Source organism: Silvimonas soli (genome assembly GCF_030035605.1).
GTDB classification, from domain to species: Bacteria; Pseudomonadota; Gammaproteobacteria; order Burkholderiales; family Chitinibacteraceae; genus Silvimonas; species Silvimonas soli.
The window spans coordinates 3,934,309-3,959,651 of record NZ_CP106736.1; the positions used below are offsets into that span (position 1 = coordinate 3,934,309).

Consider the following 25,343-nt stretch of genomic DNA (forward strand, 5'->3'; position numbering starts at 1 on the left):
TACGTCCGCAGTCTGGTTGGGGGTGGTCAGAAAATGAAACCGAACACATTGAAATCTGGATTTTCATTCTGGATTTGACTTTTATATTCAGCGGGTTGCGCTGGCAGGCGTGCCCATTACTTACCTGATTGATTCATTGCATATAGATACGGAGTTGCCATGACAAACCCAACTTTTCCTCGTGACTTTATCTGGGGCACTGCCACCAGCTCTTTCCAGATTGAAGGCGCAACTGACGTAGACGGCCGCGGCCCGTCCATCTGGGACACTTTCTGCGCGACGCCTGGCAAGATCAGCGACGGCAGCGATGGCTCCGTGGTGTGCGATCACTATCATCGCTACAAAGAAGACGTGGCCCTGATGGCCGGTCTGGGTCTGGATGCTTATCGTTTCTCCATCGCCTGGTCGCGCGTTCAGCCTAAAGGCTTTGGCGACTGGAACGAAGCCGGTTTTGCGTTCTATGAAAACCTGATCAACGAACTCGAAGCCAAAGGCATCAAGCCGCACGTGACGCTGTACCACTGGGATCTGCCGCAAGCGCTGCAAGATCGCGGCGGCTGGGCTAACCGCGAAACTGTGCATCACTTTGCTGCTTATGCCGCTGAAGTGGGCCGTCGCTTTGGCAACCGCGTGGCATCGATTGCCACTCACAACGAACCGTGGTGCACCGCTTATCTGGGTAATTTCCATGGCCGTTTCGCGCCTGGTTTTACTGACGTGGCACTGGCTAACCAGGTTTCGCACCACTTGCTGCTGTCACACGGTCTGGCCGTAAAAACCCTGCGTGAACAAGGTGTTACTGCGCAACTGGGTATCGTGCTGAACCAATCGGATGCGGATGCCGCGACCGACAGCGCTGCTGACAAGCGTCAGGCTCAACTGGAATACGAAAACTTCACCGGCTGGTTTATGGACCCGATCTTCAAGGGCCACTATCCACCGCTGGCGCTGGAAGTCTACGGCGATGCCGCACCGAAAGTGCAAGACGGCGACTTTGAAATCATTGGCCAGAAGCTGGATTTCCTGGGCGTGAACTACTACTTCCGCGCATGGTGCAGCACTGACACACCAAAGATTCCGGAGCCGTGCGAGCTGGGCCGCACTGACATGGGTTGGGAAATCTATCCGAAGGGTCTGACTGACCTGCTGGTGCGCATCAACCGCGAATACACCGATCTGCCTCCGATTCTGATCACCGAAAACGGCATGGCCAACCCGGATCGCATCGATAGCGATGGCGGCGTGCATGACAAAGAACGCATCGACTTCCTGCAGCGCCATCTGGGCGCGCTGAAAGATGCGATGGATGCCGGTGTGGATATCCGCGGTTACTTTGAGTGGAGCTTGCTGGATAACTTCGAATGGGATTCGGGTTTGTCCAAGCGCTTCGGCATTGTTCATGTGGATTACCAGACGCAAAAACGCACGCTGAAAGACAGCGCGCACTGGTACCGTGAATTCATCAGCCAGCAAAAGAAGGGCTGAGCGACATGGCGGCTATCTCGTTACGCAATATCACCAAGACCTATGGCGACAATGCGCCAGTGATTGATGGTCTGGACCTGGAAGTCAAAAAAGGCGAGTTCGTGGTGTTTGTCGGGCCTTCGGGCTGCGGCAAATCCACCTTGCTGCGCATGATTGCCGGTCTGGAAGAAATCTCTGGCGGCGATCTGTATATCGAAGGCGAACGCGCCAACGATCTGCATCCGTCCGATCGCGGCATCGCCATGGTGTTCCAGAGTTATGCGCTGTATCCGCACATGACCGTAGAACAGAACATGGGCTTTGGTCTCAAGCTGTCCGGTATGGACAAGTCGAAGATCAAAGAGGCCGTGGGCCGTGCCGCCGAAGTGCTGCATATCACCCACTTGTTGCATCGCAAGCCTGCCGCTTTGTCGGGCGGGCAGCGGCAACGGGTGGCGATTGGCCGCGCTATCGTGCGCCAGCCCAAGGTATTCCTGTTCGACGAACCGTTGTCTAACCTGGACGCCTCGCTGCGCGTGCAAATGCGCATTGAACTGGCGCGGCTGCACCGTGAGCTGGGTACCACCATGGTTTACGTGACGCACGATCAGGTCGAAGCCATGACCTTGGGTAATCGCATTGCGGTGTTCAACCAGGGCAAGCTGGAGCAAGTGGGCGCGCCTATCGAGCTTTACAAAGATCCCAAGAGCACGTTTGTGGCGGGCTTCCTGGGTTCGCCCAAGATGAACTTCCTGGCTTGCCAGACTGCAGGTGTCGCGGCCGGTAATCTGTTGCTGAAGGTGGGTAACGAGCAACGTCTGCAACTGGATCGCACGGCTGCGGCAGATATGCCAGAAGAAGTCACACTGGGTATTCGTCCTGAACACGTCCGTGTGGTGGCGCCTTTTGAAGGCCTGCAGGCGCGAGTGGATCTGGTAGAAAATCTGGGTGATACCCAATTGGTGCATACCGCTGTTGCGGGCTGCCAGGAAGCCTTCTCGATCCGCCTGCCAGGCGATAGTGACGCGCCGAAGGTTGGCGAGACCGTGGGTCTGCACATCGAATCATCCCGCGCGTTGTTGTTTGACCGCGCAGGTCGGGCGCTGGAACTGGCCTGATCGATTGTTGTAGCAAGTGGTAAGTAGCAAGAGCAGTACCGCGTTAAATGCATCATCCATCCTGGTTGTAATGCTGTGAGCACACTTTAAAACCCCGCTGATGCGGGGTTTTTTTTGCGGCGAGCGCCTGATGGTTTGCAAATTGGCCCGAAACGTATTAAATCGCACGCTGATCATTCAAACCCATCCTCACAAGCCCGCTCTTATGACTTTCAAGCCGCCACTGCTGTTCATCACCCGTCTTGCCGTATTCGTTGCTGCCAGCCTGAGTTGCGTTGCCGCACAGGCCGCGCCCCAGGGCGAGTCGTTTGCAGTAACGGGCGAACGAGTCGTTACCGCCATTCCGCAAGGCTGGAAACTGGCCTGGATGATGGGCACGCCAGCGGGCGGTTTTATGGCCGAATACATTCCGGCTGCGGACAATATCGACACTTGGCATGGCGGTTATCTGGCGATAGCGCGGTTTCCTTATCCGTCGGCCAAGGTGATGCAGGAATTCAAAGACAAAAAGGTCCATCCGGCAGAAGTGGCGCAGGCGCAGTTGCAAGACGCGCTGCGTAACTCCTGCGGCGACAAGTTTGAAGCCATGCCCCGAGGCCTGAATCAGCTGGGTGATTTGCTGTTTTCGGTCAGCGGCGGCTACTGCCCGCATATGGGCACCACCGCGCCGTTTGGCGAGGGTTCTTTTGTGGCGTTTATCGAGGGCAAAGAGTTCTTGCACAAAGTGCAGTATTCCTGGCGCCCCGCCAGTACCAAGGAACAAGACCAGAACAAGCCGTGGGGCATCGGCAAGGACAAGAGCGTGCAGTATCTGGAGGCGATGAAGGCCAGCACCTTGTGTGACGGGAGCTACAAGGCTTGTAGCGCAAATTATCGTTAGTGGCGTTTTGGACTTGATGCAGTATTCAACTCAAAACAAGCGCTTGAAGTTGGCGACGAAGCTTGAGCCCACAGCGGGCTACCTACTAAGCCCGCATCCCTAAATCCACTCTGGCTCCAGCGTAAACCGTACCGACAAAATCTCCCCCGGCGCCAGCCACGCGCCACCCACCAAGCCGGGATGAGTGTCAGCCAGGTTCAGCCAATCGGTGCAGTTGCTCACCGGCTCCATGCAAAAGTGATCCAGCCCTGGCGGCACATACAGCACAAAGTAATCCAGCGGCGCGTCCGCGCGCAGGGTCAGGCGCGAGGCCGATTGCGGCCATGTAATTCGGGCCTGATGACTCCAGCCGGTGAAGTTGTTATCCAGTACCAGATCAGCCAGCACGCGCCCGGCGCGCATTTGCGCCAGTAAATCGGGCTTCACCAGCGCGGTGGGCATGACTTCTTCATCCGCCGCCCACATCGCTTCTACGTCGGTCTGGATTTGCGTATCGGCCTGGCGCAGAAAATAGGGATGATGCCCCAGGCCCGCTGGCATGGGCACGTTGTCGGTGTTTTTCAGAGTCATGCGCACGGTGAGACGCTCCGCCGTGAGTTCAATCCGCTGGCTGGCAAAGAACGCCCACGGCCAGGCGCCGGGCTCGTGTTCCAGGGTGAGCGTTGCCGCATCACTGGAAAGCGCAGCAACTTGCCACGGTCGTTGCCAGCCGTAGCCATGCAAGGTGTGGGGTGAGCCTGCGACATTGGCGGGCATGTTCACCACGCGCTGACCACCGGGCGCGACGCCGTTGCGGATGCGGTTACAAAACGGCAGCAGCGGAAAACTGGCCATTTCCAATGGATTACCGTCGGCCAGGCTTTGCGCCGTGCCGGGCCTGAGCCAATCGTGTTCGCGCTGATCTTTAGTGCTGAAGTAACGAAAAATGCTGCCGCCAATGTCCGGGGCCAGCAATAAGGTGTGTTCGCCGCGGGTCAAGCGCAACAGCGCGGATGGGGCGAGCGTAGTGCCGGGCAGGGCAGAGAGCGACATGGCAGAGTCCACACGACGGTTAAGGGGCCGTTCCTGGCTTTTTTTGCGATTCTATCAATATTTTCCATAAATTATTACTAATAATAATGGCTAATTATGGGGCGCCTATCAGCGATAAAGCGGAAAAAATCAAACTGATCGCATATCATTGCGTGTGAAAACGCCTGCTGGTGCTGTCGCCAGTAGCTCATATCCAGGATCGCTTGATGGCCAGCCCAACCCGCAAGACCAAAAAACTGCCGCAACGGCGCCCGACCATGACCGACATCGCCAAGCAGGCCGGGGTGTCGCAATCCACGGTTTCGCTGGTGCTGAACAACAATGTGGGCAGCGCCAAACTGTCGGAAAAAACCCGGGCCACGGTGCTGCGTATTGCCAGCGAACTGGGCTACCGGCTGACTCACCGCACTAGTGCGGCGCCACAGCGCGGCCGCAATATCATTGGTTATATCGTGGATTCGATTTCCACCAGTCCGCATCCGGTAGTGAGCGTGGATGGCGCACGCGACGCGGCGTGGGAGCACGATTGTGTTTTGTCGGTGTTCGCCACGCGCGGCGACCCGGAGGTGGAAGAGGCGGTGCTCAATGCCTTGCTCGCCAACCCTTCGCTGGTGGGCGTGGTGTATTCCACCATCTTTACCCGCAAGGTCAATGTGCCCGAGGCTTTGCACCGCGTACCCACGGTGTTGCTGAACTGCTACACCGATGAGCGCAACTTCTCGCATGTGGAGCCGGGTGAGGTTGGCGGCGGCCATACCGCGACTGAATATCTGATCAACGCGGGCCACACCCGCATCGGTTTTATCAACGGCGAACCGTGGATGGACGCGGCCAAAGACCGCTTCAAAGGTTACCGCCAGGCCCTGGCGACTGCCGATCTCCCGTTCGATCCCAAGCTGGTGCGCGATGGTGACTGGATGTCTGGTACCGGCTTTGAACAGACCTTGTCTTTGATGGCCGAGCCACGTCCGCCGACCGCCATTTTTTGCGCCAATGACCTGATGGCGCTGGGCGCGCTGGAGGGTTTGAAACAGCTGGGTCTGAAGGCGCCAGACGATGTGGCGATCATGGGTTATGACGATCAGGAAATCGCCCGGCATACGCATCCACCGCTGACCACGGTGCTGCTGCCTAACTATGAAATGGGCCGTTGGGCCATTGATACGCTCATTGCCGAAGCCGCTGCGCCCTTCGAAACCACGGGTCAAAATGGCCAGCGCAAGCGTCATATCAAGATGGAATGCCCGCTAGTGGTGCGTGATTCAGTGGAGTGCTCGCAATCTGATCAATAATATTTGACAAATATTATTAATGAATCAAGAATCCTCTTCGTAGTCTCAAAACAAGAAGTACATTTTGCGAATGACGTTCCCCGAGGAGGTTCATGATGCGAGTACGATCTGCAGGCCTGGCTGTCTTGATTGCCAGCTTTGCCTTGGCCACTGCGACTGCAATGGCTGACGGCGTGCCTAAACTACCCAAGAAAGCCAGCTACAAAGTCGGCTTTGCCCAAACCGAAAGTAATAATCCTTGGCGTATCGCCGAAACCCAAAGTTTGAAAGACATTGCCGGCAAGTGTGGCTGGACGCTGGTGTACACCGATGCCGCCAGTTCTGCTTCCAAGCAAGTGGCTGACGTGCAAAGCATGATCGCGCAAAAAGTTGATCTGATCATCCTGGCTCCGCGCGAAGAAAAGCCGCTGGTACCGGCAGTCATGGCCGCCAAGAAAGCCGGTATTCCGGTGATCGCCATTGACCGCGATCTGGATCAAAGCGTGGCCAAGCCGGGCCGTGACTACGTTACCTTTATTGGTTCTGACTTTATCGATCAAGGCCACCGCGCTGCGCAATGGCTGATCAAGGCTACTGGCGGCAAGGGCAAGATCATTGAACTGGAAGGCACCACCGGTTCATCGCCTGCAAACAACCGTAAAAAGGGTTTTGACGACACGGTGAAAAAACAGGCCGGCATGCAGATCATCGCTTCGCAAGATGGTGACTTTGCGCGCGATAAAGGTCGTCAGGTCATGGAGTCGCTGCTGCAAGCGCATCCGGATGTGACCGCTGTGTACGCGCACAACGATGAAATGGCGATGGGTGCCATTGCTGCGCTGGAAGCCGCTGGCAAAAAGCCGGGTAAAGATGTGATTGTGGTGTCGATTGATGGCACCAAAGACGCACTGCAAGCCATTATCGACGGCAAGCTGGGCGCCACCGTGCAATCGAGCCCATTCTTCGGCCCGATCTCCTGCAAAACCGCGCAAGAGTACGCCGATGGCAAGAAGATTCCGCCTTGGGTCAAGGTGTCGGACATGTTCTTTGACAAGAGCAATGCCAAAGAAAATCTGGCTAACGGGTTCTGATCTGACTGGTTGATTTTACCTGGCTGGCTCGTTCGGCAGCCGGGTTCTCATCCCAGGCGTTTTGTGATCCACACTGCAAAAAAAGTTTGTTCAAACTGCTCAGGGAAAAATACGAGAAGAATTCCGCCGGTGCCATTACGGCGCTGGTCTGTTACGCAAGCTGCGGCTTGCCGATGTTTGCTTCGGACAGAATTGGCGGTGCCGCGCGACTTCGCTGGTTCTGTCTTCCTCTCTCAGGCCGGCTTGCCGGCCATTTTTTTGCGCAGCAGTTGTTTTTCAGTGTTTTTTTCCATAAAAACCAGAAATATTTTCCATGAGATGCATGCTGTAAAGCTGCGGCTCAACGCGGCGGCGGTTCTGCGTGCCCCAGTGCAGATTGCCACCATGCTGGAGGAAACAGATACACCATGACTCAACCTGCTAACACTCCCTTGCTGCAGATGAGCCAGATCAGCAAGGCGTTTTCCGGCGTGTCTGCGCTCAAAGACGCTCGCCTGAGTATTGCGACTGGCGAAGTCCACGCCTTGATCGGGCAGAACGGTGCGGGTAAATCCACGCTGATCAAGATTCTCACTGGCGCGTACAAGCGTGACAGCGGCGAAATCCTGTTTGCCGGTCGGCCCGTCAATTTCACTACACCGCTGCAGGCGCAACGCGGCGGCATCAGCACCATTTATCAAGAACTCAATCTGATTCCGCTGCGTTCTGTGGCAGAGAACATCTTTCTTGGGCGCGAACCACGTCGCTTTGGCCTGATCGACTGGCCGCGCATTCATGCTGACAGCGAGGCGTTGCTGGAAAAACTCGGCATCGGGGCTGACGTGCGTTTGCCGCTGAATCAGTGCAATACCGCTACGCAACAGATGGTGGCCATCGCCCGCGCCGTATCGCTGCAAGCCAGATTGGTGATCATGGATGAGCCGACTTCATCGCTGGATGAGCAAGAAGTCGAAACGTTATTCCGGGTGATACGCCAATTGAAAGCGGATGGTGTGTCGGTGATTTTTGTCAGCCACCGGCTGGATGAACTCTATGCCGTGTGTGATCGCGTCACGGTGATGCGTGATGGTCAAACCGTGGCCGAAAGCAGCATGCAGGATATGAACAAACTGCAACTGGTGACCACCATGCTGGGCCGCGAGTTGGCCAGCACCGTGGCGCGCGCCGCCAGCGAAGAAGTCGCGCAGGACGAAACCCGGCAGGCCACGGTGCAGATTTCGGCACTCAAAAGCGGCGTACGGGTGAACGATGCGTCGCTGGCGGTGTATCCGGGTGAGATCGTCGGTCTGGCCGGTTTGTTGGGGTCGGGCCGTACCGAACTGGCGCGCTGTGTCTTTGGGGCCGACCGCGTGGGCAAAGGTGAAATTCATCTCAAAGGCCAGAACGTGAAATGGCAATCCCCGGCCGATGCCATTGCGCACGGCGTGGCGTATCTGTCTGAAGATCGCAAAATCGAAGGCATCATTCCCGAGATGTCGGTGGAAGAAAACCTCACGCTGGTGTTGCTGCCACGGCTGGTCAAACTGGGTGTGGTCGATCGCAAGGCGCAGCAGCAGATCGTGCAGAAATTCATTGAGCGTTTGCAAATCAAAACCTCCGGTCCCAAACAGAAAATCCGCGAGCTTTCTGGCGGCAACCAGCAAAAAGTGCTGCTGGCGCGCTGGCTGTGCGCAAAGATTGATTTGCTGATGCTGGACGAACCTACACGCGGCATCGATGTGGGCGCCAAGGCCGAAATTCTCACGCTGATTCGCGAACTGGCTGACGACGGCCTGGCCGTGCTGATGATCGCCTCCGAACTTGAAGAACTCACCGCCTACGCCCAGCGGGTAGTGGTGCTGCGCGACGGTTATACCGTGCGCGAACTCACTGGCGGGCAGATCAGCGAAAACAACATCATGGCGGCCATGGCGAATGCCGCGCTCAAAGAGACTGCCTTGCCGGAGGAATCCGTATGACCGCGCTTGCTTTACGGCTGACGCAAAGTCGGCGCTATATCCCGTCTGGCGCCTTGCTGGGACTGGTGTTGTTGCTGGTTTTCAATGTGGCGTTTACGCAGAATTTTTTGTCAATCCAGACCTTCAATATCAACCTGACTCAGGTCTCGACCATCGTGATTGTGGCGGGGGGCATGACCATGGTGATCGCCACCGGTGGCATTGATTTGTCGGTGGGCTCGTTGATGGCGATTTCTGGTGCGCTGGCGCCGCTGATTTTTGGCGCAAACAGCGGCCCGTTCGCCAATCCGGTAGTGGGCATGATCGGCGCCATCATTCTGCCGATTCTGGCCGCTGCGCTGGGTGGTGTGCTGAACGGCACGCTGGTAACGCGCTTTCGCATTCAACCGATTGTGGCGACGCTGATCTTGTTCATCGCCGGGCGTGGCGTTGCCCAGGTGATGACTAACGGCAATCTGCAAACCTTCAACAATGAGGAGTTTCGCTGGCTGGGTCTGGGCAAGGTGCTGGGTTTACCGGTGCAGGTGTGGTTGATGCTGGTGACGGTTGCGGCGGCGGCATGGATTATGCGTTCCACCTTGTTCGGGCGTTACATTCTTGCCACGGGTGGCAATGAGCGCGCGGCGCGGCTGGCCGGCGTGCCGGTGGCGCGGATCAAACTGGCGGTGTACGTGATTTGCGGAGCGCTGTCTGGGCTGGCTGGACTACTGGTGATTGCCATCAATTCGTCCGCCGATGCCAATCTGATCGGCATGGGCATTGAACTGGATGCCATTGCCGCCGTTGCCGTGGGCGGCACCTTGCTCACCGGCGGCCGTGCACGCATTCTCGGCACGCTAATTGGGGCGTTGATTATTCAAATGGTGCGCTACACCTTGCTGGCTCACGGCGTGCCCGATGCCGCGGCGCTGGTGGTGAAAGCCGCCATTATTCTGGCTGCGGTTTACCTGCAAAAGCGGGAGAGTTAAGTGATGTCCAAATCATTACATGCGGCGGCTGGCGCGGCGCTGACGCCGTTAACGGCAGCACCGGGCAACAACAAACTGCGGCGGCTGCATTTTCTGCGCACGCAAGGCGTGCTGGTGGCGCTGGTGTTGTTGCTGATCTTTGGCGCGCTGCGCTACGACAACTTTCTGGGCGCATATAACGTGCTCACCCTGCTGCGCTACAACGCCATGTTCGGGCTGATCGCCGTGGGTATGGCGTTTGTCATCATGACCGGCGGGATCGATTTATCTGTAGGCACCACGGCCGCGCTGGCCAGCGTGATCTCTGCCACGCTTAGCCCGCACGGTATCTGGCTGGCGTTGGCGGGCGGCGTGGGAGCGGGGCTGGTGATCGGCGCGGTAAATGGCCTGGTGATCACCCGACTGCGCATTCTGCCTTTCATTGTCACGCTGTGTACCTTCCTGGCGGCGCATGGGCTGGCGTTATTGTTTGCCGGAAACCAATCCGTATCGGTGTCATGGGACAGCGGGTTTACCGATTTTGGCCAGGGCGATTTTCTGGGCTTGCCAATTCCGGCATGGATAGGCGCGGTGGCGTTCATTGCCGGTTCGGTGTTGCTCAATTTCTCTGGCTTTGGCCGCACTGTGTTGGCGATTGGTGGCAATGAAGAGGCCGCCCGCTTGATGGGCTTGCTGGTCGAACGTGTCAAATTCCTGGTTTATCTGTTGAGCGGTGCGCTGGCTGGTTTGGCGGGAGTGATCCTCGCTTCGCAGTTTGGTGCAGGCCAACCCAATGAAGGCAATGGCTGGGAGTTGTTTGCCATTGCCGCAGTGGTGGTGGGTGGCACGCGTTTAAGTGGAGGCGAAGGCTCGATTGGCGCGACTTTGTCGGGCGTGCTGCTGCTGGGGCTCATCTTCAACATTCTCAACTTCGAGAATGGCAAAGGCGTGATCAGTTTGTCGGCCTACTGGCAGTCGGTGATCCGGGGAGTGTTCTTGCTGATTGTAGTGATCCTGCAAGCGCGCCTTGCACGCAAAGAGACCGATCTGCTGCATTGACGTCGCCGCACATTAGGTGATATTCGCCAAAAACAAAAGCCCGGTATTTGCCGGGCTTTTGTTTTGCTGCTGCAACTGGCCAGCTTTATACCGTGCAAACAAACCGGGCGGATTCTTTCCCGGCATATCAGTTACCAGTGCGCGGGTGAACCGCATACAGTCCTGTCTTCAAATTCCGCTTATACCGGCAAAAGCTGAGGTTCAGTATCTAACTTACTTATCGAAACAATCAGCCAGAAGCACATGCATGCACCGCTCTTGTTGCACTGCATCCAGGTATTGTTTGCGTTCAGGCTGGATTGGGTGAGTTTTTTCTGAAATGCCGTTGGTCTGAAACGTTGCGATCGCTTCCAGTGTGCGTCTCATATTCTTACTTTTAAGGAAAGTAAGCATTGATTTTAATGCGAGTGTCACATAGAGTAACTGTCAGGGAGCACAACCAGAATCATTGACATCGGGAGAGATGCAATGGCTTTTTCAATACCAAGACTTTGCTGTGTTGCGGCCGCATTGTGGGCTTGCAGCGCGGCGGCGCAGGCCACTGTTTACCAGTTCGGCGACCTGCTCTCGGGTGGCGGACCGGCAACTGCCAATTTTGCTTCCCTCACCGTGACAGGAGAGGGGACTTCGGCGTTGCACTTCAGTTTGGCGCTGAACCCGGCCATGGCGAGCATTTTTGGTTCCAACAGCTTCATTGGCTCAATGGCTGTGGATGTGAGCGGAATATTTGGCACGGTCGGCATAACTGGCATCACCGGTACCGGGGTTGGCTGGGTGCCCAAGGTTACCAAGGCCAATGGCGGCGGGCCCGGTGGTGTCTGGGATTTTCGCTTTGACTTTGGCCAAGGCAATGACCGGCTCAAAAGCGGTGACACAATAAACTGGGTCGCCACATTTGGTAACGGCCATGTAGACCCGGTTCTGGCGGGAAAGGACTTTGCGTTACATCTACAAAACACCAGCTTCTGTAATGATGACAGCGCATGGTATGTGCCCAGTTTGATACCAACACAGACGACGGTGCCAGCAGTGCCAGAGCCAGAAACTTACGCTTTGCTGGGCATGGGGCTGGTGGGTTTGGTGGTTGCACGCTCCAGACGGAGCAAGCCTGCTGCCAGTCAGTGATAGATGTATATGTCCCGGTAACGTGGGGCAAGCAAAAGGCCGATCAGAAGATCGGCCTTTTTCATGTCTGCATCGCGGATCTCGGTTGTTTTTCAAACTGAGATATTGAGCGCTTCGCTCGGGGTCTGATCCTGGCCTTGCCGGTAATGATGACTATGACCGCCATGCGCTTTAGCGCCTTGAGTCGCGCTGTTCTGCACGCTCGCCAGTGCATCTGTGCCACCGGCGGAACTGCCGGTTGCGTTGGCCACGTTGCTGCTGGCAGCCAGACTGTCCGGCAATATATGGCTGGCGCCGCGATCTTTCAGCCAGTCACTCATTTGCTGCAGCAACATTTGATTGAGACTGATCACAAAACGCGCGACGCCATCTGCCGATGCCGATGCCGGAATCAGATTGCCGGTGCCCGCATTGGCGGCGCTCTTGCGGGCGGTGGGTGCCGCACTGGTCGTGCTGCCGCCTGATTGCGGATTGGTCAGGGCGATTGCGGGCCAACCTGAGGTATCAAAGCGGGTTGGCGCGCCGGTTTGCTGGTCGCCGCTGCCACGGGCCTGGTTGCCACTATTGAAGGAGGCAACGGTGGCCGAGGTGGAAACCTGCAGCAAGCTCATGCCTGCCGAAAAACTGATCGTGCGGCCATCGCTGGTGGTGAGCGTGCCTTTGGCGTTCAGCTGGATCGCCTCGGCGGCATAACTGACACTGGCGCCTTGCGCGTGGTTGCCCTGCTGGCTGACTTGCGCCGCGTTGCCACTCTGCGCTTGTTCGCTGATATCGCCGCTAAATTGCATGGCCTGAATACTCACGCCCAGCATTTGCTCCAGCATGGACTTGAAAATGCTCATCTGCGGGCTGATCACCGAGTTCATATTGCCCGGATCATTGGCTGCCGCTTGCTGGCCAGCCGTGGAAATCTGCACGTCACTGCTGGGCGATGTCCCGCTACTGGCACCGCTGGCGGCGGAACTGGCCGTGTAAGTGCCGCTGAACTGTTGCTCGGCCTGGAATGAATACGCTGAGGCCAGCGTGACTTGAGAAGAATCGATACGCATGAGGGTTGCCTGATCGGCTTTTGGTCTACGTTGTATCGGCTTGTATCTGGCTGACTTGAGTCTGGTGCGGGCGAAAGTCGACCGATGGTCAGTCGTCGGCCTGAGTCTGCCGTGCTGGCTCGTTTTGCATCTTGCGCGTAATGAGGCGATGCGCCCCTGCAGACAAGAAAACCCGGGCAGACTGCGCTACTATTTGCTTCAACTTCACCTGCTTGTGGATGCCCCGATCTTGAATCTCATCACTTCAGAGCGCCTGAGCCTGCGCTGGCTTACTGCCGATGACGCGCCGTTTATTCTGGAACTGCTCACCAATCCATCATGGCTGCAATATATTGGTGACAAGGGTCTGAAAACCACCGAGGACGCCCGCAACTACATCGTTAACGGGCCTATGGCGATGTATGAAAAGTACGGCTTTGGCTTGTACCTGGTAGAGCGGGTTGCCGATGGTGCAGCGCTGGGCTTGTGCGGCCTGATCAAGCGCGACGGGCTGGCCGATGTCGATATTGGCTATGGCTTCATGCCGCGGTATTGGTCACAGGGATACGCGCTGGAATCGTCACTGGCCGTGCTGGACTATGGCCGTAAAGCGCTCGGCATTGAACGGGTGGTGGCGATAACCTCGGACGACAACCAGGCCTCGGTGCGACTGCTGGAAAAACTGGGCCTGCGCCACACCGCCAACGTGCGCCTGAGTGATATTGCCCCAGAACTCATGCTGTTTACCCCGCAGGACGCCATATGCATCTAGCTGAAATTCCGTTTGGCACGACCGACTGGACCACGATCACCCGCACCGAGCATCCCGGCGAAACCGGCATGGCTTATTGGCGTACGCAGCACTTCGGCAGTATCCGCGTGCGCATGGTCGAGTATTCGCCAGGTTATCTGGCCGATCACTGGTGCGTGAAAGGGCATATTCTGCTGTGTCTTGAAGGCGAGCTGCATACCGAACTGGCCGATGGTCGCCAGTTTGTGTTGACTGCCGGCATGAGCTATCAAGTGGCAGATAGTGCCGAACCACATCGTTCTTCGACCGCTGTCGGTGCCCGATTGTTTATTGTGGATTGAGCCGCGCGCCCGTTTGGCCTTTCCCCCGAATGCCGGGTTTATACAAGCAGAATAAATACTGTTATGGAGTTGCCGCTTTGAGCCGTCCCGATTGCATTAAAAACTGGCGCGAGATCCAGTTGCCCGATGAAGGCAGTTATCCGGGTAGCCAGGAACTGTTTGGGCTCACCTCGTCATTCAGCCCGGTATTCGGCCTGACTCGGCTGGGAATACACCACGAAGTGTTGCCGCCGGGTCGCCGCACCTCCTGGCCGCATGCCGAAAAAACCGAAGAAGAATTTGTATTTGTGATTGAAGGCACGCCGGACGTCTGGCTGGATGGCGTATTGCACCGCCTTGCGCCGGGCGATGCCGTGGGCTTTCCGGCGGGCACCGGTGTTTGCCACGTGCTTATCAACAACTCACAAAGCGACGTGCGTTTGATGGTGATTGGCGAGCGTACCAAACCAGATAACCAAATCCACTACGCATTACACCCTCAGCGCAACGCGGAAATTGGCGAGCGCCACTGGCACGACGTGCCACTGCAACCGCAGGGCGATCACGATGGTTTGCCAGATCAATTGCGCGAATCGAACGGCCCGTTTTAATCAATGACGCGCGCTGGTCCGGCGTGCGTGGACATAACACAAGAAGAGAAAAACGATGCTGGTGATGGCGGTGTGGTTTGGTCTGGCTTTGTTGTTTTCAATCTTTGTTGATCAATGCCATCGGGCGCGCTGGCAAATTGAAAAACATTATCCGGAGTTTTTTGCGAGCGATGCCAAGCCGCCGATTGCGGGCATCCTCAACAGAGTGAACATCTATCAAAGCATTACCGATGTGCACGAGTTTCTGGATTCGGGCATTGGTCTGGAGAACTTGCCTGCGGATTGCCAAGTGCGTTTCACACGGATTCGCTGGCTGAAATGGGCCATGCTGCTTTATCTGGTGACGGTGCTGGTAGCGGCATTCGTGTTGGGTTGACACGAACGCCATCACCATCCCGGTCGATTAATTAGTTCGTGGTTTGACGATCCGTGCGTTGAAAGCCACAAAGGCCATCAGCACGGCAGTACCGCCCAAGGCGATCGGTAGCGAAGTGGCGCGGGACAAAAAGCCGATCGCCGCCGGGCCAGCCAGCATGCCGGTATAGCCACACATGGTCACCAATGGCAACGCGGTGCTGGCCGGGACGCCAGGTATCTTGGCCGAGGCGCTGAACAGCACTGGCACAACGTTGGATGCGCCCATGCCCACCAGCACAAATCCCAGCAGGCTTAGCGGTACCCAAGGCGCCGCGACAATCGTGACCAGGCCAGCGGCAGCCAGCAAACCGCCCACCAGCACCACTTTTACTGGCCCCAGGCGATGGGTGATGAAGTCACCGGTAAGCCGCCCGGCAGCCATGGCGACTGAAAACGCCGCGTAACCCAAGCCCGCACCCGCTTCAGATACGCCGCGTTCAAAGCGCAAGAACACCGCACCCCAGTCGAGCATGGCGCCTTCGGTGAGAAAACCAAAGAAACACAGCATGCCCAGTAGCCAGACCATGCTGGGCGGAAAGCGGAATTTATCGTGCTGTTCATGCTGCGGTTCGGTCTGGGCATGTGGCAGCAAATGGCGTGATTGCAGCAATGTCGCCAGCGTAAACGCCGCGCCCACTGCCAGTGCGCACCAGGTCATGGTCATGCCGGTTTTCAGCAGCGCTGCGATTCCGACGCCACCCAGCAAACCGCCCAGTGAAAACAAACCGTGGAAAGACGACATCAACGGACGCCCGGCTTGGGCTTCAACAAACACTGCCTGGTTGTTCATGGTCACGTCCACTGCACCCAGCAGCGCGCCAAACAAAAACAACGCTACGGCCAGCCAGATAGGCGAGGGTGCAATGGCCAGCAAGGGTACCGAGATCACCATGGTGCTGCCGGCCAGCGTCAATACCCGGGCGCTGCCATAGCGTTTCATCAGCACGCCAGTCAGCGGCATGGCCAGCATGGCACCGCAGCCCAGTGCCAGCAAAATACTGCCCAGTGCGGCGTCGTTCAGGTTCAGCCGCAGCTTGGCAAACGGCACCATGGCCGCCCAGGCGGCATTGGCGATGCCGGTCAGCAAAAACAGCAGGCGGGTGGCGCGGCAGGAAAGATGCCAGTGCGTGCTGCTGGCAGTGTCGTTCGGTTTCATGTTGTTCCGTGGATTGACGGGCTGTTATCGCAGCCCTTGTTGGTCTTGGCTGGCCGGGCTAAAGCCCGGCTGATTGCATTGTCATATTTTCAGTCAGCACGCAGGATGTTGATTCCTGCATCAGTCAAACTTGTTCCTGCTTCAGCCAGGTGCTGGAGGTGTGTGGGTTCGGCATCGGCTTCCACGACCAGATGGGTAATTTCTGCCAGCGGGGCAATGGTGAACGGCGCGCCGGTGCCCAGCTTTTCATTGGTCACAACAGCGACGATTGCGCCGCTAATGGCAACTAACTGCCGCTTGAATGCGGCATCTTCGGCCTGACTGGCACCAACGCCGGCCAGCGCGTCAATTGAGCAGATGCCCAGAAAACAAATGTCCGGGCGCATTTGCTGAATATCGAGCAAAGCCGCAGTCCCCAAAGTGCCGCCCACATGGTGATCCAGCGTGCCGCCAATCAGGATCACCCGCAGGTCTTCGCGCCCCACTAGCGCTGCGGCAATGGCGGGGGAGTTGGTAGCAATGGTCAGGCCGATGTCTTCTGGCAACACCTGTGCCACGGCCAGATTGGTCGTGCTGGCATCCAGAAACACCAGTTGCCCGCCCTGAATCAGCCGCACTGCGCTTTGGGCCAGCCGCACTTTTCTGTCGACATGCTCCCTGCTGCGCTCGCCGATGGGGCGTCCGTTACTGGACATGGCAATCGCCCCGCCATAGACCCGCTGGCATTCGCCTGCCGCAGCCATTTCGCGTAAATCGCGGCGCACCGAATCTTCGGACAAGCCAAATTCCACCGCCAGTTCCGAAGCCAGCACACGACCATCGCGCTGTAAGCGTTCGCGGATAAACTGGTGCCGATCTATCGGTAATGCAGTGCCTGATTTAAAACGTTCACGACGTAAAGTGTTGCCCATCTCAAAATCCTGGCCGGTGATCAGTAAAAACTGCTTCAACTAATCGTGCATTAACGTGTATTAATTTGCAATATTTTATGCACGATTCAGCAAAATATTGCTCGAACTATATCTTGTTTGTGCGTGTTTTGGATCGTAAATGCAAAAAACAATGACGTACGCAAACATGGTTGGCCGATGCCAACGGCATGGCTGATGTCCCGGATGTATCTGCACCCAGGTTGTTTTGTACCTGCTTGTGTTAAACGAACCCTCGACATCCGGCGCTACATTTAGATTGTTGTCAGGCTTTATTGACATTGCATAATGCGCCGCTTCGAGTGAACAGCATCCTGTCTGGCTCGGCTTGATCCTGTTAGAGCGAAAACAATAATGCACGCACAATTCAATTTGGGACCGCGCAACACGCTGGGCCAGGCCGGTCTGGTGGCGTTTGATCTGGCGCTCATCATGGCGCTTTGCTGGCCGCTGGCACACCAGTACGGATATGCCAGTGCGACGATGTGGATCATGGTGCCGGAGTTGGGCGTGCCCGGTTTTATCTTGCTGCTCAGTCGGCAGCAAACAGGTGCAAATCGCCGATCATTTGTTGCTGCATGGAAATCCTGCCGCCTTGCCGATCTGGCCCATGAGTTGCGTTCGCCGCTAACCGTGCTGGCGGGCGAAATTGAGGCGATGCAGATTGGTTTGCGCGAGCCGGATGCGGCCACCCTGGATGCGCTGGCCGGGGAAGTGCAACGCCTTTCCAGGTTATTGCGAGATCTGGATCAGCTGTTGGGGCACTCCAGCGGCGGGGAGTTGCCGCCCGAGACGGTCGATGTGGGCCAGTTGATCGAGAACCTGCTGCGCCGGCATGACCGGCCCTTGCGTAAATCGGGCCTCACGGTGGATTTGCGGCTGGAACCGGCGCCATCGATACAGGGTGATCGACTACGCCTGGAGCAACTTTTTACCAACTTGCTGCAAAACAGCTTGCGCTACACCGATGCGCCCGGCCGTATTTTGATCACGGTAAGCGAAGTACAGGCAGGTGTGTTGCAGGTGACGTGGGAAGACAGCTCCCCCGGCGTACCCGGTGGCGAGTTGCCCAGACTGACCGAGCGTTTTTACCGCGTGCCGGGCCACGGCGTGCGACACCCGCATTCCAGCGGATTGGGTTTGGCCATCGCCCGCGCCATTGCCGAAGCGCACAGCGCATCGCTGCATGCCCGGCACAGCGAACTGGGTGGTTTGTGCTGGACTTTGCGCATAAGCGCAGCTGACATGGAGATTTTGCAATGAGCCCGGTGGTACTGCTGGTTGAGGATGAAGCACCCATTGCCAGATTGCTGGCAGATTATCTGCGTAGTGACGGTTTTGAACCGATCTGGCAACGCACTGGCGACGCGGCGCTGAACTGGCTGGCCGAAAATGAAGCGGCGTTGATGTTGCTGGATCTGGGCTTGCCCGGCGTGCCTGGTATGGAAGTCTGTCGCCGGGTGCGTCAGACCTCAACCTTGCCCATCATCATGTTGACCGGGCGTGACAACGAAATGGATCGGGTACTTGGCCTGGAGATCGGTGCCGATGATTACATCTGCAAGCCCTACAGCCTGCGCGAAGTAGGTGCGCGCGTGCGCACTGTGCTGCGCCGGGGGCAACCGGCACCTGCGCCAGCGCGAGAGCAACTGATCCTGGATGACGATGCCGGGCGGGCGAGGGTGGCGGGGCGCGACGTGCTGCTTACCGTGGTCGAATATCAGTTACTGCGCTTGCTGGCGGCGCGGCCGGGACGATTGTTTTCCCGTGCCCAGTTGATCGATGGCATGTATGCCGATGGCCGCGTCGTGACGGAGCGTACGGTGGATAGTCATGTGCGCAAAATCCGCCAGAAACTGGCCGTGGTGGCGCCGCGTGTCGAGTTTATCCAGTCCGCTTATGGCGCGGGCTATCGCTACGAGATTGCCTCCCGCCGCCTGGGTTAAGCCGTATCGACTGACTTTCACATTTGCTGCACATTTGCTGCGCAATTGGTTTGCACACTGCACACAAAGCTTGACGACGCCCGCAGGGGCGGGTCGACCAGGCGATGTTTTCAGCGAGGCAGACCGTGGCATCCCGATATTTCCCGGATTATTTGCGTTTGGCAGCATGTGGTACGGCTTTGGCGCTGCTTGCCGCATGCAGTAGCGAGCCGCAATCCATGGTGACCCGGCCGGTGCGCGCCATTCCGCAGCAGCCGCTCAGCGCCTTCGATAACCAAGGCTCGATTTTCCAGACCGCCACCGCGCAAATGCTGTACGAAGAAGCCGTGGCCAGCCGGGTTGGCGACACACTGACCATCCAGATTCAGGAAAGTCTCACCGGCAGTAACTCCGCCACCACCAACGCCAGCAAAAACGGCAGCGTAGCCTTCAAGGGACCAGGGTCGACCTCATCCATGAGTGGCGTGGTCAAAGAACTGTTTGACCTGAACGTGACCTCTAGCGGGTCCGATACTTTCAAAGGCACCGGAACCACTAACAATACCAACAGCATGACGGGCACGCTGGCGGTGTCGGTGATCGACGTTCTGCCGAATGGCATGCTGGAAATTGCTGGCGACAAGCGCATTGCGGTCAACGGCGATACCAATGTGCTGCGTTTTTCCGGGCTGGTGAAAAAACGCGATATCAAAACCGGCAACGTGGTGTCGTCGCAAAAAGTGGCGGATGTGCGGCTCGAACAAGTCGGCCACGGCGTGGTGGGTGATGCCAGCACAGTGGGCTGGTTGCAGCGCACCTTCATGAGCGTGCTGGGTTTCGATTGATGTCATTGCGTTCATGGGCTCAGGTCGTCGTGCCACTTGTCATTACATTGGGCCTGTCGGGCTGCGTGGTGGTGCCAACTTTTCCGCTGGGCGATGCAATCTCTGCCACGGCAGACGGGATAGCCACGGTGGTTTCGGTTGCACCCTCGTTCGGCTCGAACTCGCCTTTTGAATATGTGCGGCCTTATCTCTCACTCAAAGAAGTCTGCATAGACTGGAACGAAGTGGTGTCCGTGCCCGACTTTGTGCCGTCTTTACAAGTACTGCTCAAACGCTACGGCGTGGAGAGCCGGGTGTATTCGCCAGGCAGCGCGCCCGCTGGCTGCGCCCAGCTCACCTATACGGCAACCCGCAAATGGGAGCGGCGTTGGGGCAACGATGAAGACTCTGCCTATCTGGCCGCAGCCTCGCTGGTCCTGCGGCGTAATGGCCAGTTACTGGGCAGCGCCACCTACGAATCCGGCAATTACGGTTTTGATAAATGGAAAAACACCGGCGCCAAGCTTGCTCCGGTGGTTGATACCCTGCTGGCCGGCAATTAAGCCTGTGCATAACTGAAAGCCGATGCCTGTGGTCGCCCAAGGCCGCTCGGGGTGATCGTTTGGAGCAATCCGGAAGATGGTCCGGCAGAGGGGTTCAAGAGGCCGGTGGCAGGGGTAATCAGAAATGGATAGGCGCAAGCGCGGGCTGGCATTTTTGCGCCTCTGGCGCTTTCTTGATGGAGAGTCTGTATGACGATCAATGCTGTCGGTTCAACCATGCCGCAGCCACAACGGCCAGCCAGCACCAGCCGTCCTGTGGCGCAAGCCCGGCCCCAGGTCGAAACTGCACCTGCGGTAACCACCCCGGCTGCACCGCAAGCAGCCAGTGGCTCGGTAAACGTGCGTGCTTGAGGCAACAAGGTGTGGCCGGTATAACCACTGGCCGCACTAGCAAGGCAAAAGGCGAACCGGCTGACTGGTTCGCCTTTTTTTCTGGCAAAAACGGTGAACCTGGCGATGCCCTGGCAAATCAGCCCAGTTGTTTCTCTACCCAGGCAGCGTAACCATTGATGAAGTTCTGCAGGAAGGTGCGACTGCGTTCGTTATTGAGTTTGCCGTTCTCGTCAAAGATATCGCCAGCGCCGCCTACATAAGCTTCGGGCTGCTGCATGCACGGCACGTCCAGAAACACCAGTGACTGGCGCAGATGGTGATTGGCCCCGAAGCCGCCCACCGCGCCGGGCGAAACGCTGACCACCGCGCCCGGTTTGCCGCTCCACACTGATTTGCCATAAGGCCGCGAACCCACGTCGATGGCGTTTTTCAATACAGCGGGCACGGAGCGGTTGTATTCCGGCGTGACAAACAGCACGGCGTCGGCGGCTTTGACCTTGTCGCGAAAGGCAACGTAGGTGGCAGGAGGTGTGGCGTCGATATCTTCGTTGTACAACGGCAGATCACCGATCTCGACGATCTCCAGTTGCAATGATGCGGGCGCCAGTTCGGCCAGCGCCAATGCCGTTTTGCGATTCAGCGATGCTTTGCGCAAGCTGCCAACGAGGACGGCTACTTTACGGACAGTGCTCATTGCTGGGGACTCCATGGGTGAGGGAATGCTTGCCGCGCTGGCAACATGCCAGGCGGGTTGACGCTGGGCCACTTGATTCACTTTAGTTGCTGGCGCTGCACATCGCGGCAACGCGCCAGCCTCACGGTTACGGTGAGTGGTGGAACGGCGTGCTGATCAACGATCAACAAGTACGACTGACGCTGTAGCGCGCAGTTGCAATGGCCCGACGTGCCTCTCTGACCCGACTCCACGCCACCGGCCAAGCTGCGCGGATTAGTGCGCCCAGTCGCTGTCTTCTATTTCGTCGTCATCCAGATCATCGTCTTCATCTTCCAGTTCGGGATGCAGGATTTCCAGCGCCTCGTCATAGGCCGAATCCAGCCCGCGGCAGTATTCCGGTTGATCCCAGCCCTCACGCTCAAATGATTCAAGCATTTCCAGGTAAAAGTCGCGCCGCAGATCTTTATCGAGCACCGCTTTCTGTGCTGCGGTAATCAGATCTTCGAAGAGTTCACTGCCACCTTGCCATGACATCGGTGTTCTCCTGTTGCACTGCGGTAAAAAACGCGCTACCGATTGTCGGGTAGTGCCTGCGCTGTGTTTCTCGCGCCAGGCCGCGTCATTACTGCGATTAAGTGGAATTGTTTCAAACGTTCATTTAAGTGCTTTCACCTACAGACACTAATTATGCGACTGGATATGTTGCATTGCAGCAAGTTAGTGGAGTAGCTTGAAGGCATTCGGAGTTTTTGCTCGCCCCATGCGACAGGCGTGGTGGCAAAAAGTGCGATATCCGATGCGGTTTTCGTGTTTTGTGCAAGGAGATCAATCATGCAACAGCATCAGGGCTATCTAATCGAAACAGGCGCCGAGCTAGATGTAGAAACGCTGGAGTGGTATCCCACGTTGTCTATTGGCGTGGCCACCGACGGCGTTGACCCGCAGTTTGTTTTTCCGTGGCAGCGCGTCTCCAAACCGACCGAATACTGGTCCGAAGCAGCGGCCAACGCCGAGGCCCTGAGGGTGGCGCGGCATATTATCGAGTCCGGCAAATTGCCGGCCCGCCACAGCCAGCGGGCGCTTGCCTGAACCGCTGAATCGGGTGGTGCGGACATGAAAAGGCGGACCAGATGGTCCGCCTTTCTGTTTTTGCTCATCGCCTGCTCATCTCTATATTCGTCTGTATTCGTGCCAGCTGGTGCTGCGGTCGGGGTTTACTGAGCCAGCAAGGGCTGCAGCAAATCCGGGCCTTTAACGGTCAGATGCAACAACATGTGCTCGGCTTTGCGCATGCTGGCATAAGGGCCGCCCACTTCTTGGCCGTGCTGAAACAGATACAAACCGGCAAAGCGGCCGATGCCTGTCTCATCGACATGCACGCATTCCCGCAGTTCGTAGCCTTCGTCCTTTCTCCAGGTTCTGGACCAACGTGTCAGCGCCATTTGTGTTCTCCCGATCTAGCCAAAAGCCATCATCCCGCGCGAAATGCACAGCGGGCATAGGTGCGGCAGATGCCGAAGGCTCGCTGACCTGGCGGGCATCAGAAGCCGCCGTGGTTGCAGCGAGGATTACGCCTGCCAGAAGTGCACATCAACCGGTGACATTCTTGCGCGAGCGATACGCAAAACACGGGCTGATACCTGGCTGGGCTTTTCTTTCATACCTGTAAAGATATAGCCAATATTTTGGTAGTGGGGGATGCCGCATCGCACCATAACCGGCCTGGCCCGCATTCCAGCTAGACATGCTCCCGACATACGGTACGTGAACGCACGTCATCACGGCGATTTCTACCTTTTGATACGCCCACCAGGAAGATTCTGAAAGAGTGCTCAGGTAATATGACGTCTGCCTGGTCCTTTCTGTCTTTATTCCCATGATTATTCGTCCCCACGCCCACTGGTTGCGCTTGTTGTTTGTCTGGCGCGGTTCGGTGTTGAGTCGCTTGCTGGAACGATTGACGCTGGTCTGCGCCGTGTCTGTGCTGGCTGTTTTGGCCCGCGGCTGGTGGACCGCTGAATTTGCCAATTCGTCATTGAGTATTCCGCCCTTTACCCTGATGGGCATTGCTCTGGCGATTTTTCTGGGCTTTCGTAATTCGGTAAGTTACGAGCGCTATTGGGAGGCGCGCAAGCTGTGGGGCGGTTTGTTGGTAACGGCCCGATCCATCACCCGCCAGGTCAGTTCCAGCGCGCCGCACTCAGCCACAGGTACGGCTCTGAGCAAGGGCATGGTCGCGTGCGCCTACGCGTTGCAAGGGCAATTGCGTGGTAACGATACCTGGGCAGACGTACAACGTTTGCTGCCGCCCGAGTGCTGGCCCGCGCTGCAGCAGGCAAGCTTCAAATCCGCGTTTATCTTGCAATGGTTGGGTGAGCAGGCTGGCCAGATGCGCCGTGCTGGCGAGCTGACCGACTGGCAATGGCAGGCGGTGGATCACAACTTCAATACGGTGTCGGAGATCATTGGCGGCTGCGAACGTATTGCCGGTACGCCGATTCCGTTCAGTTATCGCGTGCTGCTCAATCGCACCATCACCTTGTATTGCATGTTGTTGCCGATTGGCCTGGCCACCAGCATAGGCTGGTTAACGCCGCTGATTTCCACCTTTGTGGCGTATACCTATCTGGCGCTGGACGTGATCGGTGAAGAGCTGGAAGAGCCTTTTGGCACCGAACCCAATGATCTGCCACTGGCGGCGTTATGCCACACCATCGAAGCGGCCACCTTTGAGGTACTGGGCGAACCGCTGGCTGTGACCGCACCGCTGCCGGACAACTACATTCTGCGTTGAACGAGCGGGGCGACTGGCTCAGGCGTCGCTAGCGAGTTGCATTGCAGCCTGGGCGTGCTGGGCTGGATGCTCGGTCGGCTCGGTGGCGGCAGCAAAATGCGCGGCCAGCAGCGGCACCAGGCGGGCGCAAACTCCGGGCGGCATATCGTGCGCCATGCCGAGAATCTCTTCAAACTGCGCACCCGGTATCTTGCGCGCCGTGTCGCGGCCACAGGCAATGGGCACCAGCGGGTCGTCGCTGCCATGCACCACCAGCGTAGGTGCGGTGATATGAGCCAGCAGCGGGCTGCGATCCGGGCTGGCTACAACGGCCATCAACTGGCGCAGCACGCCTTGCGGATAAATCGAACGCTCCAGGCTTTTGCCGATACGCTCCCGCTGCATTTCAGGTGCAGTTTCAAAGCCGGGGCTATGCAATACCCGCCAGTTTTCCTGCAGAAAATCGATCAGTGCCTCGCGCTGCGCCGGGTGATAAAGCCTGGCAGGCGTGCCGCGCAATAGCGCTATTTGTGCGGCCTTGGTCGGGCCGGGCAGGGTACGGTCCCCCGTGGTGCTCATGATGCTGGTCAGTGACAGCGTCCGCTGCGGCGCCTGAATGGCCAGCAGTTGCGCGATCATGCCGCCCATTGATGCGCCAACGATATGCGCTTGCTGTATATGCAAAGCGTCCAGCAAACCCAGACTGTCACGCGCCATATCTGCCAGCGAATACGGCGGACGAATCGGCAAGCCCAGTTTGTGTTTCATGGCCGCCCACAGCAATTTGGGCTTGCCCAGATGATCCAGATGCGACGACAGACCGACATCTCGGTTATCAAAGCGGATCACAAAATAGCCCTGTGCCGCCAGCGACCGGCAAAAATCCTCCGGCCAGCCGAGCAACTGCATACCCAAACCCATAATCAGCAGCACAGCCGGATCAGCCGGGTCGCCAAAGGTTTCGTATTCGAGTTCGATATGATTGGCAGCAACGTGGGTCATGGTGGGATGTGGTAGTGGGCCAATGCTTATAGATTGCGTGAATCACCCGGCTACGTCCACCCCAGGAATTGCTATCGGTTGCGTGATAAA

29 protein-coding genes are annotated in these 25,343 nt (G+C 57.5%); 21 read left to right on the plus strand and 8 right to left on the minus strand.

The genetic code is table 11. The annotated features are described in order from the left end of the window. Nucleotides 1–159 precede the first annotated feature (159 nt). The 3 genes from N7220_RS17940 to N7220_RS17950 all read left to right on the plus strand — a co-directional run bounded on the left by N7220_RS17940 (nt 160) and on the right by N7220_RS17950 (nt 3,462). A complete protein-coding gene (locus tag N7220_RS17940; protein WP_283148895.1) occupies nt 160–1,485 on the plus strand; it encodes a GH1 family beta-glucosidase in 1,326 nt (441 codons plus the stop codon). A gap of 5 nt (nt 1,486–1,490) precedes the next feature. Next, nucleotides 1,491–2,582, plus strand: coding sequence for an ABC transporter ATP-binding protein (locus N7220_RS17945; RefSeq protein WP_283148896.1), 1,092 nt, complete (start codon nt 1,491–1,493; stop codon nt 2,580–2,582). Nucleotides 2,583–2,787: 205 nt separating this feature from the next. Continuing rightward, nucleotides 2,788–3,462: a hypothetical protein gene (locus N7220_RS17950; RefSeq protein ID WP_283148897.1), complete on the plus strand. Its 675-nt coding sequence runs from the start codon at nt 2,788–2,790 to the stop codon at nt 3,460–3,462. Between the two features lie 99 nt (nt 3,463–3,561). On the opposite strand, the gene N7220_RS17955 is transcribed toward N7220_RS17950, so the two are convergent. Further along, entirely contained in the window at nt 3,562–4,494 is a 933-nt protein-coding gene (locus N7220_RS17955; protein WP_283148898.1) for an aldose 1-epimerase, read from the minus strand. Nucleotides 4,495–4,700: 206 nt separating this feature from the next. Here N7220_RS17955 and N7220_RS17960 point away from each other — a divergent pair, with 206 nt between their 5' ends. The 7 genes from N7220_RS17960 to N7220_RS17990 all read left to right on the plus strand — a co-directional run bounded on the left by N7220_RS17960 (nt 4,701) and on the right by N7220_RS17990 (nt 11,945). Next, nucleotides 4,701–5,786, plus strand: coding sequence for a LacI family DNA-binding transcriptional regulator (locus N7220_RS17960; RefSeq protein WP_283148899.1), 1,086 nt, complete (start codon nt 4,701–4,703; stop codon nt 5,784–5,786). A 92-nt stretch (nt 5,787–5,878) separates the two neighbouring features. After that, the gene (locus tag N7220_RS17965) at nt 5,879–6,856 is read left to right on the plus strand and encodes an ABC transporter substrate-binding protein (RefSeq protein WP_283148900.1); all 978 of its coding nucleotides are present in this window, start codon (nt 5,879–5,881) and stop codon (nt 6,854–6,856) included. Between the two features lie 63 nt (nt 6,857–6,919). After that, nucleotides 6,920–7,267, plus strand: coding sequence for a hypothetical protein (locus tag N7220_RS17970; protein WP_283148901.1), 348 nt, complete (start codon nt 6,920–6,922; stop codon nt 7,265–7,267). Then, complete coding sequence (locus N7220_RS17975) at nt 7,264–8,814, plus strand: sugar ABC transporter ATP-binding protein (RefSeq protein WP_283148902.1); 1,551 nt, start codon at nt 7,264–7,266, stop codon at nt 8,812–8,814. Before N7220_RS17970 ends, N7220_RS17975 begins: the two co-directional genes overlap by 4 nt. Then, the gene (locus tag N7220_RS17980; protein WP_283148903.1) at nt 8,811–9,782 is read left to right on the plus strand and encodes an ABC transporter permease; all 972 of its coding nucleotides are present in this window, start codon (nt 8,811–8,813) and stop codon (nt 9,780–9,782) included. The genes N7220_RS17975 and N7220_RS17980 overlap by 4 nt, the downstream gene beginning before the upstream one ends. A 3-nt stretch (nt 9,783–9,785) precedes the next feature. Beyond that, on the plus strand, nt 9,786–10,820 hold the full coding sequence (locus N7220_RS17985) for an ABC transporter permease (RefSeq protein WP_283148904.1): 1,035 nt from the start codon (nt 9,786–9,788) through the stop codon (nt 10,818–10,820). 468 nt (nt 10,821–11,288) lie between these two features. Then, on the plus strand, nt 11,289–11,945 hold the full coding sequence (locus N7220_RS17990) for a PEP-CTERM sorting domain-containing protein (RefSeq protein WP_283148905.1): 657 nt from the start codon (nt 11,289–11,291) through the stop codon (nt 11,943–11,945). Nucleotides 11,946–12,037: 92 nt separating this feature from the next. Here the strand turns inward: N7220_RS17990 and N7220_RS17995 are convergent, their stop codons facing one another. After that, a complete protein-coding gene (locus N7220_RS17995; protein ID WP_283148906.1) occupies nt 12,038–12,994 on the minus strand; it encodes a hypothetical protein in 957 nt (318 codons plus the stop codon). A 229-nt stretch (nt 12,995–13,223) separates the two neighbouring features. Here N7220_RS17995 and N7220_RS18000 point away from each other — a divergent pair, with 229 nt between their 5' ends. The 4 genes from N7220_RS18000 to N7220_RS18015 all read left to right on the plus strand — a co-directional run bounded on the left by N7220_RS18000 (nt 13,224) and on the right by N7220_RS18015 (nt 15,031). Continuing rightward, nucleotides 13,224–13,745: a GNAT family N-acetyltransferase gene (locus N7220_RS18000; RefSeq protein WP_283148907.1), complete on the plus strand. Its 522-nt coding sequence runs from the start codon at nt 13,224–13,226 to the stop codon at nt 13,743–13,745. After that, the gene (locus N7220_RS18005) at nt 13,736–14,065 is read left to right on the plus strand and encodes a DHCW motif cupin fold protein (RefSeq protein ID WP_283148908.1); all 330 of its coding nucleotides are present in this window, start codon (nt 13,736–13,738) and stop codon (nt 14,063–14,065) included. Before N7220_RS18000 ends, N7220_RS18005 begins: the two co-directional genes overlap by 10 nt. A 77-nt stretch (nt 14,066–14,142) precedes the next feature. Beyond that, nucleotides 14,143–14,655, plus strand: a complete 513-nt coding sequence (locus N7220_RS18010; protein WP_283148909.1) for a cupin domain-containing protein — start codon at nt 14,143–14,145, stop codon at nt 14,653–14,655. Between the two features lie 55 nt (nt 14,656–14,710). Beyond that, on the plus strand, nt 14,711–15,031 hold the full coding sequence (locus N7220_RS18015; protein ID WP_283148910.1) for a hypothetical protein: 321 nt from the start codon (nt 14,711–14,713) through the stop codon (nt 15,029–15,031). 27 nt (nt 15,032–15,058) lie between these two features. Here N7220_RS18015 and N7220_RS18020 read toward each other — a convergent pair whose 3' ends face one another. Both N7220_RS18020 and N7220_RS18025 read right to left on the minus strand, forming a co-directional pair. After that, a complete protein-coding gene (locus N7220_RS18020) occupies nt 15,059–16,228 on the minus strand; it encodes an MFS transporter (protein ID WP_283148911.1) in 1,170 nt (389 codons plus the stop codon). Between the two features lie 89 nt (nt 16,229–16,317). Beyond that, nucleotides 16,318–17,139: a DeoR/GlpR family DNA-binding transcription regulator gene (locus N7220_RS18025; RefSeq protein WP_283148912.1), complete on the minus strand. Its 822-nt coding sequence runs from the start codon at nt 17,137–17,139 to the stop codon at nt 16,318–16,320. Nucleotides 17,140–17,511: 372 nt separating this feature from the next. On the opposite strand from N7220_RS18025, the gene N7220_RS18030 reads away from it, so the two are divergent. The 5 genes from N7220_RS18030 (at nt 17,512) to N7220_RS18050 (ending at nt 20,820) form a co-directional block, all read left to right on the plus strand. Continuing rightward, nucleotides 17,512–18,420, plus strand: coding sequence for an ATP-binding protein (locus N7220_RS18030; protein ID WP_283148913.1), 909 nt, complete (start codon nt 17,512–17,514; stop codon nt 18,418–18,420). Further along, the gene (locus tag N7220_RS18035; protein ID WP_283148914.1) at nt 18,417–19,103 is read left to right on the plus strand and encodes a response regulator; all 687 of its coding nucleotides are present in this window, start codon (nt 18,417–18,419) and stop codon (nt 19,101–19,103) included. The genes N7220_RS18030 and N7220_RS18035 overlap by 4 nt, the downstream gene beginning before the upstream one ends. A 125-nt stretch (nt 19,104–19,228) precedes the next feature. Beyond that, nucleotides 19,229–19,927: a flagellar basal body L-ring protein FlgH gene (locus N7220_RS18040; RefSeq protein ID WP_283148915.1), complete on the plus strand. Its 699-nt coding sequence runs from the start codon at nt 19,229–19,231 to the stop codon at nt 19,925–19,927. Beyond that, on the plus strand, nt 19,927–20,469 hold the full coding sequence (locus tag N7220_RS18045; protein WP_283148916.1) for a cell division protein FtsI: 543 nt from the start codon (nt 19,927–19,929) through the stop codon (nt 20,467–20,469). Before N7220_RS18040 ends, N7220_RS18045 begins: the two co-directional genes overlap by 1 nt. 189 nt (nt 20,470–20,658) lie before the next feature. Further along, the gene (locus tag N7220_RS18050) at nt 20,659–20,820 is read left to right on the plus strand and encodes a hypothetical protein (RefSeq protein WP_283148917.1); all 162 of its coding nucleotides are present in this window, start codon (nt 20,659–20,661) and stop codon (nt 20,818–20,820) included. Nucleotides 20,821–20,938: 118 nt separating this feature from the next. Here the strand turns inward: N7220_RS18050 and N7220_RS18055 are convergent, their stop codons facing one another. Together N7220_RS18055 and N7220_RS18060 are read right to left on the minus strand one after the other, a co-directional pair. Beyond that, nucleotides 20,939–21,496 carry an NADPH-dependent FMN reductase gene (locus N7220_RS18055; RefSeq protein ID WP_283148918.1) on the minus strand — a complete coding sequence of 186 codons (558 nt, stop codon included), beginning with the start codon at nt 21,494–21,496 and terminating at the stop codon, nt 20,939–20,941. A 255-nt stretch (nt 21,497–21,751) separates the two neighbouring features. Next, complete coding sequence (locus N7220_RS18060) at nt 21,752–22,012, minus strand: hypothetical protein (RefSeq protein WP_283148919.1); 261 nt, start codon at nt 22,010–22,012, stop codon at nt 21,752–21,754. Between the two features lie 297 nt (nt 22,013–22,309). Between N7220_RS18060 and N7220_RS18065 the strand changes: the two genes are divergently transcribed. Next, a complete protein-coding gene (locus N7220_RS18065; protein ID WP_283148920.1) occupies nt 22,310–22,567 on the plus strand; it encodes a hypothetical protein in 258 nt (85 codons plus the stop codon). Nucleotides 22,568–22,692: 125 nt separating this feature from the next. Here the strand turns inward: N7220_RS18065 and N7220_RS18070 are convergent, their stop codons facing one another. After that, the gene (locus N7220_RS18070) at nt 22,693–22,920 is read right to left on the minus strand and encodes a hypothetical protein (RefSeq protein WP_283148921.1); all 228 of its coding nucleotides are present in this window, start codon (nt 22,918–22,920) and stop codon (nt 22,693–22,695) included. Between the two features lie 434 nt (nt 22,921–23,354). Here N7220_RS18070 and N7220_RS18075 point away from each other — a divergent pair, with 434 nt between their 5' ends. Next, nucleotides 23,355–24,272: a bestrophin family protein gene (locus tag N7220_RS18075; protein ID WP_283148922.1), complete on the plus strand. Its 918-nt coding sequence runs from the start codon at nt 23,355–23,357 to the stop codon at nt 24,270–24,272. An 18-nt stretch (nt 24,273–24,290) separates the two neighbouring features. Here N7220_RS18075 and N7220_RS18080 read toward each other — a convergent pair whose 3' ends face one another. Then, nucleotides 24,291–25,253, minus strand: a complete 963-nt coding sequence (locus N7220_RS18080; RefSeq protein WP_283148923.1) for an alpha/beta fold hydrolase — start codon at nt 25,251–25,253, stop codon at nt 24,291–24,293. Between the last annotated feature and the right edge of the window lie 90 nt (nt 25,254–25,343).

Coding starts and splice junctions, on each gene's coding strand:
- N7220_RS17940 (WP_283148895.1), top strand. CDS start 160: ATGACAAACCCAACTTTTCCTCGTGACTTTATCTGGGGCACTGCCACC.
- N7220_RS17945 (WP_283148896.1), top strand. CDS start 1,491: ATGGCGGCTATCTCGTTACGCAATATCACCAAGACCTATGGCGACAAT.
- N7220_RS17950 (WP_283148897.1), top strand. CDS start 2,788: ATGACTTTCAAGCCGCCACTGCTGTTCATCACCCGTCTTGCCGTATTC.
- N7220_RS17955 (WP_283148898.1), bottom strand. CDS start 4,494: ATGTCGCTCTCTGCCCTGCCCGGCACTACGCTCGCCCCATCCGCGCTG.
- N7220_RS17960 (WP_283148899.1), top strand. CDS start 4,701: ATGGCCAGCCCAACCCGCAAGACCAAAAAACTGCCGCAACGGCGCCCG.
- N7220_RS17965 (WP_283148900.1), top strand. CDS start 5,879: ATGATGCGAGTACGATCTGCAGGCCTGGCTGTCTTGATTGCCAGCTTT.
- N7220_RS17975 (WP_283148902.1), top strand. CDS start 7,264: ATGACTCAACCTGCTAACACTCCCTTGCTGCAGATGAGCCAGATCAGC.
- N7220_RS17980 (WP_283148903.1), top strand. CDS start 8,811: ATGACCGCGCTTGCTTTACGGCTGACGCAAAGTCGGCGCTATATCCCG.
- N7220_RS17985 (WP_283148904.1), top strand. CDS start 9,786: ATGTCCAAATCATTACATGCGGCGGCTGGCGCGGCGCTGACGCCGTTA.
- N7220_RS17990 (WP_283148905.1), top strand. CDS start 11,289: ATGGCTTTTTCAATACCAAGACTTTGCTGTGTTGCGGCCGCATTGTGG.
- N7220_RS17995 (WP_283148906.1), bottom strand. CDS start 12,994: ATGCGTATCGATTCTTCTCAAGTCACGCTGGCCTCAGCGTATTCATTC.
- N7220_RS18005 (WP_283148908.1), top strand. CDS start 13,736: ATGCATCTAGCTGAAATTCCGTTTGGCACGACCGACTGGACCACGATC.
- N7220_RS18015 (WP_283148910.1), top strand. CDS start 14,711: ATGCTGGTGATGGCGGTGTGGTTTGGTCTGGCTTTGTTGTTTTCAATC.
- N7220_RS18020 (WP_283148911.1), bottom strand. CDS start 16,228: ATGAAACCGAACGACACTGCCAGCAGCACGCACTGGCATCTTTCCTGC.
- N7220_RS18025 (WP_283148912.1), bottom strand. CDS start 17,139: ATGGGCAACACTTTACGTCGTGAACGTTTTAAATCAGGCACTGCATTA.
- N7220_RS18030 (WP_283148913.1), top strand. CDS start 17,512: ATGCACGCACAATTCAATTTGGGACCGCGCAACACGCTGGGCCAGGCC.
- N7220_RS18035 (WP_283148914.1), top strand. CDS start 18,417: ATGAGCCCGGTGGTACTGCTGGTTGAGGATGAAGCACCCATTGCCAGA.
- N7220_RS18045 (WP_283148916.1), top strand. CDS start 19,927: ATGTCATTGCGTTCATGGGCTCAGGTCGTCGTGCCACTTGTCATTACA.
- N7220_RS18050 (WP_283148917.1), top strand. CDS start 20,659: ATGACGATCAATGCTGTCGGTTCAACCATGCCGCAGCCACAACGGCCA.
- N7220_RS18055 (WP_283148918.1), bottom strand. CDS start 21,496: ATGAGCACTGTCCGTAAAGTAGCCGTCCTCGTTGGCAGCTTGCGCAAA.
- N7220_RS18060 (WP_283148919.1), bottom strand. CDS start 22,012: ATGTCATGGCAAGGTGGCAGTGAACTCTTCGAAGATCTGATTACCGCA.
- N7220_RS18065 (WP_283148920.1), top strand. CDS start 22,310: ATGCAACAGCATCAGGGCTATCTAATCGAAACAGGCGCCGAGCTAGAT.
- N7220_RS18070 (WP_283148921.1), bottom strand. CDS start 22,920: ATGGCGCTGACACGTTGGTCCAGAACCTGGAGAAAGGACGAAGGCTAC.
- N7220_RS18075 (WP_283148922.1), top strand. CDS start 23,355: ATGATTATTCGTCCCCACGCCCACTGGTTGCGCTTGTTGTTTGTCTGG.
- N7220_RS18080 (WP_283148923.1), bottom strand. CDS start 25,253: ATGACCCACGTTGCTGCCAATCATATCGAACTCGAATACGAAACCTTT.